At 42.6% G+C, this 7,285-nt stretch carries 6 protein-coding genes; 1 reads left to right on the top strand and 5 read right to left on the bottom strand.

What is annotated here, in order from left to right:
- Positions 1-152: 152 nt before the first annotated feature.
- From phoR to FTU39_RS12375, 3 genes are all read right to left on the bottom strand, one after another.
- Positions 153-1,511 carry a phosphate regulon sensor histidine kinase PhoR gene (gene phoR / locus FTU39_RS12385; RefSeq protein WP_180052244.1) on the bottom strand — a complete coding sequence of 453 codons (1,359 nt, stop codon included), beginning with the start codon at positions 1,509-1,511 and terminating at the stop codon, positions 153-155.
- A 9-nt stretch (positions 1,512-1,520) separates the two neighbouring features.
- Positions 1,521-2,231: a phosphate regulon transcriptional regulator PhoB gene (gene phoB, locus FTU39_RS12380; RefSeq protein ID WP_004974162.1), complete on the bottom strand. Its 711-nt coding sequence runs from the start codon at positions 2,229-2,231 to the stop codon at positions 1,521-1,523.
- A 486-nt stretch (positions 2,232-2,717) separates the two neighbouring features.
- Positions 2,718-3,437, bottom strand: coding sequence for a TetR/AcrR family transcriptional regulator (locus tag FTU39_RS12375; protein WP_179994144.1), 720 nt, complete (start codon positions 3,435-3,437; stop codon positions 2,718-2,720).
- A gap of 211 nt (positions 3,438-3,648) precedes the next feature.
- Here FTU39_RS12375 and FTU39_RS12370 point away from each other — a divergent pair, with 211 nt between their 5' ends.
- The gene (locus FTU39_RS12370) at positions 3,649-4,488 is read left to right on the top strand and encodes an SDR family oxidoreductase (RefSeq protein ID WP_180052243.1); all 840 of its coding nucleotides are present in this window, start codon (positions 3,649-3,651) and stop codon (positions 4,486-4,488) included.
- Positions 4,489-4,514: 26 nt separating this feature from the next.
- On the opposite strand, the gene FTU39_RS12365 is transcribed toward FTU39_RS12370, so the two are convergent.
- Together FTU39_RS12365 and FTU39_RS12360 are read right to left on the bottom strand one after the other, a co-directional pair.
- Complete coding sequence (locus FTU39_RS12365; protein ID WP_096901501.1) at positions 4,515-5,882, bottom strand: MATE family efflux transporter; 1,368 nt, start codon at positions 5,880-5,882, stop codon at positions 4,515-4,517.
- Positions 5,883-5,987: 105 nt separating this feature from the next.
- Positions 5,988-7,142 (bottom strand): methionine aminotransferase, encoded by a 1,155-nt coding sequence (locus FTU39_RS12360; RefSeq protein WP_096901502.1) that lies wholly within the window; start codon positions 7,140-7,142, stop codon positions 5,988-5,990.
- Between the last annotated feature and the right edge of the window lie 143 nt (positions 7,143-7,285).

Genomic DNA, 7,285 nt, shown 5'->3' with positions numbered 1-7,285 from the left:
ATTCATATTGAACTGAACAAGGTTGTTGTAACGTTTGACAAGGCGCTGATCTAAGCGAGAGATGTTAAAATTGAAGAGCATGCTCTTCAATTTAACGCAAAACATGGAAATTGTGTAGATACCTATGATTATAAGAGGGGAGAGTTTTCCTATTAAATCTCGTAATACAAACGCTCTTTCGGGAACACAGCTTTGAATATAGAGCCTTGATTTTCTTTAGATTCGACTTCTAAGTGTGCATTATGCTGCATCAAAACGTGCTTCACAATTGCTAAACCTAAACCTGTGCCGCCTGTTTGTCTGCTACGCGCGCTGTCTACACGATAAAAGCGTTCAGTTAAGCGTGGTAAGTGTTTCGGATCAATCCCGATGCCAGTATCTTCTACAGTAAAATAGCCTTGATTGCCATTATCATGCCAGCCAATGGTAATCGTCCCGCCTTTTGGGGTGTATTTAATTGCATTGGTGATTAGGTTGCTAAAGGCGCTGGCCAATTCTACATCTGAACCAATCAGATCATAATGACTGTCAATATTTAAGTTGAGTGTATGTCCATAATCGACGTTATAGGCATGTGCATCGTCAAATAATTGATTCATTAAACTTGGCATTTCAATGATTTGATTTTTGGCGATGGTTTTTTCATTTTCCAGACGTGACAGCAGCAGAAGGTCATTCACTAAAGCATTCATGCGTCGGGTTTGTGACTGCATTTGCTCAAAAGCACGTTTCCAACGCGGGTTAATATCATCCTGATCGGTAAAGGTTTCGATATAACCACTCAGCACCGTTAGCGGAGTGCGTAATTCGTGTGAAATATTATCGACAAAGTCTTTACGCATTTGTTCTAGGTTATGCATACGCGTCATGTCGTAAGCAAATAACAAACGGCTATCGCCACCAAACTGAGTCATTTTGACTTGCACATATTGCCCTTCATGCACGCTAGATTTCATTTTTAAACCGTCAGGTGCTTGATCAATATGATTAAAATATTCAATAAAACTAGGTTGGCGCAAAATAGTGAGGATGTTGCGTCCACGGTCTAAAGGCTGAATACCCAATAGCTTTTCAGCAGCAGGGTTCCACCATTCAATTTGATGATTTTCATCAATCAGCATCACGGCTTCATCCAACGCCACCAATGAAGACTGGGCGCGATCAATCAACCCGACCATTTCGGCCTGAACGATACGTTCCTGACGTTGTGAGCGATAAACATTGAACAGTAATGCACCCCAAATACCATGCAGATTTGGCGGCACATCATAAGGACGATTGGAAATCCAATCATTAACTAAATAGAGGGAGCGCATTTGCTGAAGAAAAAACAGCAAAAAGGCGAGGCTAATACAAATCCCAAAATACCCAATCCCAAAACCAATCAAGCTTGCAATAATTAGGAAAAAGGCCAATAAACGAAAATCTTGTTTGGCAAAAGTCCATAAACTGCTGTAACGAACTTGTTTGAGGTCACGGGCGAGTTCAGGGACTGGGTAAGGTTCGTACATAAAATAATTTTAGCCTAAAGCAACATCCGCACGTGTCGAGAAGCGATAGCCTGTACCACGTACCGTTTGTACAAAACGGTCTACGCCATACGGTTCTAAAACTTTACGTAAACGACGAATATGCACATCAATAGTTCGGTCTTCAATATATACATTCCCGCCCCAGACTTGGTCAAGCAATTGCGCTCGGGTGTAAGCGCGCTCTGGGTGCGTCATAAAGAACGCCAATAGACGATATTCGGTTGGGCCCATTTCTAAAATATTGTCACCAAAACTGACACGCTGGCTGACTGGGTCCAAAATTAAACCGTTGGCATCAATAGTTTTTTCACCGCTTAAGGCATTGGCACGACGTAAGACCGCTTTAATACGTGACACCAGTTCACGGGTCGAGAACGGCTTAGTCATGTAGTCGTCCGCGCCAGCATCTAAACCTTGAACTTTGTGATCTTCTTCGCCACGTGCAGTGAGCATAATCACAGGAATTTCAGCAAGGTTGTCATCGCGTTTTAGGCGACGGCACAAGTCTACACCGCTGACACCGCCTGGCATCATCCAATCAAGCAAGATAAGCGCTGGACGTTGATCGACAATCATCTGATGAGCTTGTTTTGCATCTTCTGCTTGTAAGCACTGAAAGCCTGCCATATCTAAAGAGGTATGGATCATCTCCCGAATTGGAAGTTCGTCATCGACGATTAAAATGTAGTCATCTTTCACAACGCAATATCCTATAGATGTTAACGGTGGACCGTTTTATTTATGACAGGCTTATTACAAAGATTAATTATGACAGTATCATTGCAGAAAGGGTTGAATGGGCTATTTTTGCAATAATTTGTGACAAAATAGTGTCGATTTGATGAAAAAACTGAACAGGTTCAGTCAAAGTAAATAGGGTCTGCTGACACTTCGTCTATGTTTGCGACGTGAGAGATATATCTCGCAAGATTTTTTAGCTGATATAAGGCATGAGGCAGGAAATTTAGTTATTCTAAGTGACTGACTCATAACGCAATAGCGGCAAAAAAATATGCTCGTTCCGAAGGACTGTAGCTAAAACTTTCTCAGATTGCGTTATGAAACTTGGCAATAGACCCACTATTCCCTGCCTGATCTGCTCAGTTTTAGCCTACAGCGCAAGCCATTTATGAAATGTCAGCAGACCCCTCTGAATTTGAAAAATATTATGAATATTTTTCGATTTTATGACAATGTCGAAGAATCTTTCACAAAAGCTTGCTCTTTTTCCGAAAAGGTCTGTAATAACGATAAAAATACAATACGGCAAGAAGACAAGACATCTTCCATGGATTGTTTGAAATCGCTCATCACCCAGCGAATCGCAATTTGGGTGACATAACCATTTAAGCCTGTCGCTACCAGTGAAATTTCTCGGTTGGGGCGGTCTAAATGCGGCATCATCAGCATGACAAAGGCCTGAATCATGCGGTCAAAACGCGACATAGTTTCGTGAATGGTGGCTTGGTTATGTAGTTCTTGCACCAGCATGGCATCAATATAAATAATACGTGCCATTTGCGGGTTATTTTTTAGCGTGGTCAGTAAAGCAGTCAGTCCTGCATCAATCATTTTTTTAGGATCAGCCGAGGCTTGCATAATGGCTTGCATGACATTTTGCTGCAATTCATCAATCAGTTTTAAAAAAATAGTCTGAAATAGTTCTTCGCTTTTTTTAAAGGATTCGTAAAAGTAACGCTCGGTCAGTTTGGCTTCGGTACAAATATCTTTGACAGTCACGGCAAAAAAACCATGCGTACCATAGGCCTGAATACCCGCTTCAATCAGTTTTTCCCGACGTGCCTGTTTGCGTTCAGTTAAAGACAGACCTTTAAACTGACGTTCTTTTTGTTGTTTCTGGGGCTGTTGTTGTGTATCTGCGTGGATGGGCAGTTGTTCTGTCATCTTCACTTGAGCCAAATAAATTCGTTAATGGGTTTTATATTAGCAATAATTATCTGTTAAACCTATGTTTTCATATTTGTTTGCGATATTCGTTTTGACTTATATTGACAATAGTTATTGTCAAAATTATATTGAAAGCGATATAACTGCACAGCCCTACAGAAAAACAAGCAGGTCTGAACTGTGCAGGCAACATACTCAAGGAAACCACATGAAAAATTTTAAAAATAAAGTTGCCGCAATTACAGGTGCAGGCTCGGGGATTGGACAGCAACTGGCAGTGCTTTTGGCACAGCAAGGCTGTCATTTATCGCTTAGTGATGTGAATGAACAAGGTTTGGCCCAAACTGTAGACTTGTTAAAAGACAGCAATGTGCGTGTGACCATTAAAAAGGTGGATGTATCTCAACTGGAGCAAATGCGTGCTTGGGCGGCAGAAACTGTGCGAGACCACGGCTCGGTCAATATGATTTTTAATAATGCAGGCGTGGCTTTGGGTTCTACTGTAGAGGGTGCAACTTACGAAGAGCTGGAGTGGATTGTGGGGATTAACTTTTGGGGCGTGGTATATGGCACCAAAGAATTTTTGCCTTTAATCAAACAAACGGGAGATGGTCATATCATTAACATTTCCAGTTTATTTGGTTTAACTGCACAGCCAACGCAGTCGGCTTATAACGCAACCAAATTTGCGGTGCGCGGTTTTACCGAGTCTTTGCGTCAGGAATTGGATTTGGAAAATTGTGGTGTGAGTGCGTTGAGCGTGCATCCAGGCGGGATTCGTACCAATATTGCCAACAATGCTAAAATGAACGACAGCATGCGCACTTTGGGCATGAATCCTGAAAAATCGGCACGTGCTTTTAATAAATTATTGCGTTGCCCGCCTGAAGAAGCGGCGCGCCAAATTTTAGGAGCGGTACAAAAAGACAAGCGCCGTTTATTGATTGGTAATGATGCCAAAACTTTGGATTTAATCCAGCGTATTGTTCCAACGGGTTATCAGAAAGTTACCGCATGGGCGACTAAGTTGGGCAAGAAACGCGGTTAATCTAACTTACAAATATAAAAGACCATTCAGACCAAAACCTGAATGGTTTTTTTCTTCCAGACAAATTGATAATATGCACCTTGACCGATGCACAGACTCACAAATGCCAAGGCATAGGCATACCAAATTCCTTGCAAACCCCACCACTGACTGAAGAAATAAGCACACGGTACTTCAATTAAAACAATCGCTAAAATATTGATGATCATTGGAACATTGACCGTGCCACTGGCGCGCATAATGGAGGCAAAAATTGCACTGGCACCAAAAAATAAAATGGCCCATAACACAATAAATAAGAGCTGCTGACCCAGTACCACCACCGCAGGATCGGTAATAAACAACGCCATCAGATATTTAGAAAATAAATAACCCAAGGTGACTAAAATACCTGTAATCAGCAAATTCATGCCTAAGGCTGTACGGGTCACTTTAGCCAGTAATTCGGCTTTGCCTGCACCAATGGCTTGTGCAGCAAAAATTGAAGCGGCAATTGCAATAGATAGCGCAGGAAATTGAATATAGTTCAACACCTGATTAACTGCGCCATAGGCGGCAGTGGCCTCAGCACCATGCCGATTGACCAAACCGACAATCACCAAACCTGCCATAGAGGTAGTGACCATTTGTAAGCCTGTGGGAATCCCTAAGCGTAAAATCACCTTGCTTAAATTGGGTTGATGCCGAATTTGACGTAGTAGATGCACATCCATTTTTAAGGGATGATTCTTTTTATTCAGGTAAATCACCAAAAAAATTAAAACAGCCAGATAGCCCAGAATGGTGGCAATTGCAGGGGCAATAATGCCCAAGCGAGGAAAGCCAAAATAACCTGCAATCAGGATGGGGGTAATCACCAATCCCATTAAACTAGTCAAACTCAGGGCAATGAGTGGCGTAAGGCTATCGCCCACTCCACGTAAAATAGAGGTATAAATAATATAAACAAACAGCAGTGGGCTGCCTGCCAACATCCATTGCACATACGGCAGGGATAGATGCATCACTTTAGGGTCTGTGCCTAATAATATTAAAATTTGTTCGGCAAAAATCACCCCCAAACAGGCAATGAAACTGCCGCCAATTAGGGTCATAAATAAAGTCGAACCGACAATACAACGCACTTTTTCGACATTTTGTGCGCCCCACGCTTGCCCGACCAACACGGTCGATCCTGCCGAAAGCCCAATCACAAAGGCCATCAGGCAAAAAATAATGGGAAAAAATACCGACACCGCAGCAATGGCTTCCACACCGAGCATTTGCCCGACAAAAATCGTGTTAATGGTGCCCGAAAGATTTTGTAAAATATTGGTGGCAATCAGTGGCAATAGAAACACCAAAAAGGTTTTCCAAAGCTGAGGGTGATCGACCAGTGCCTGAGGTCTTGCCATGCCAAATCCTGCGCTTCAATATGCGGTTGTTTGAAATTTCACCCTAGCATGATTTGGTCATAAAAAGCCTTAGCTTTTCAGTAACTCAGTGGCATTTGTTGCCGCTTAAATTGCCGATAAAATTTCACCTGCACGCAACAGGGTTTCGGTTTTTTTAGCAAAGCAGAAACGGATTAAACGTAAATCATCGGGTGGGGTTTGATAAAATGCAGACACAGGAATACCGACAATGCCGTGCTCCTCGGCTAGAAAATGGCACATATCGACAGCATTTAAGCCGGGACGGATATTGCTGTAATCTAAATTTTGAAAATAAGTGCCTTGTGCAGGGCTGAATTGAAAGCGTGAATTGGCAATGCCTTGATTAAACAAATCACGTTTGTCCTGATAAAACTTTGCCAGTTCTGCAATATGTTCAGGGTGCTGCTGCATATAATTTGCCAAAGCCACTTGCACAGCGCTAACTCCGCAGAAATTAATAAATTGATAGGCTTGGCGAAAGAGCTGCATTAAGGCAGGTGCAGCCGCACAGTAGCCTGTTTTCCAGCCTGTGACATGAAAAGTTTTACCAAAGGAACCCACGACAAAACTGCGTTCCCTAAGCTCAGGAAAAGACAGTGCAGAGCGGTGTTGATGCGCATCAAAGACCAAATGTTCATAGACTTCATCGGACAGCACCACAATATTATGTTCCTGAATAACATCAATTAAATGCTGCCAATCTTGCGCTGACCATACTGTGCCTGTGGGGTTATGTGGTGTGTTGATGATGATCATGCGGGTTTTGGCATGAATCGCATCTTTGACCATATTCCAGTCCACCTGAAAATGTGGAGCCTGCAGCGGAATATGAACGGCTTTTGCACCCAACAATTTTACACAGGGTGCATAACTGTCATAACTTGGATCAAAAATAATGACTTCATCGCCTGCCTGCAGCACGGTTTGCATGATGCTAAAAATAGCCAGTGTTGCCCCTGGGGTGATGGTAATTTCACTGATCGGGTCAAGCATTAGCTGATCACGCTGTAAAAATTGCTGTGCCAGTTGTTCGCGTAGTGGCAAGTAACCATCGCCCGAAGGATATTGATTGAAGCCTGCGTGTGTGGCTTGGCTTAAAGCATCCAGTAATGCTGCAGGTGGGGGAAAGTCGGGAAAACCCTGCGATAAATTTAAGGCATTCAGTTGTTGTGCCAAGTTAGACATGGTACTAAAAATACTCAGACCTTGAGCAGGCAGTTTCGCGTGAATATCGAGCATAGAGAGTTCTGGTTATGGCAGCAGCTTGTTTTACATCGTAGCGTTTTCAGGAGTGAATGCAAATGGGGGATAGGTATTTTAGGGATTTAAAGATTCATAGACCAGTTTGTTAAATACCCAGAGATATTATCTGCAAGAACTAA

This window comes from Acinetobacter sp. YH12099 (assembly GCF_013419195.1).
Taxonomy (GTDB): domain Bacteria; phylum Pseudomonadota; class Gammaproteobacteria; order Pseudomonadales; family Moraxellaceae; genus Acinetobacter; species Acinetobacter towneri.
The sequence above is the reverse complement of the archived record's forward strand: the minus strand, read 5'-3'. Positions and strand labels throughout refer to the sequence as shown.

Bases quoted from the DNA above. Each gene is read 5' to 3' on its own strand.
- phoR (WP_180052244.1), bottom strand. From the start codon at position 1,511: ATGTACGAACCTTACCCAGTCCCTGAACTCGCCCGTGACCTCAAACAA.
- FTU39_RS12365 (WP_096901501.1), bottom strand. From the start codon at position 5,882: ATGGCAAGACCTCAGGCACTGGTCGATCACCCTCAGCTTTGGAAAACC.
- FTU39_RS12370 (WP_180052243.1), top strand. From the start codon at position 3,649: ATGAAAAATTTTAAAAATAAAGTTGCCGCAATTACAGGTGCAGGCTCG.
- FTU39_RS12360 (WP_096901502.1), bottom strand. From the start codon at position 7,142: ATGCTCGATATTCACGCGAAACTGCCTGCTCAAGGTCTGAGTATTTTT.
- FTU39_RS12375 (WP_179994144.1), bottom strand. From the start codon at position 3,437: ATGACAGAACAACTGCCCATCCACGCAGATACACAACAACAGCCCCAG.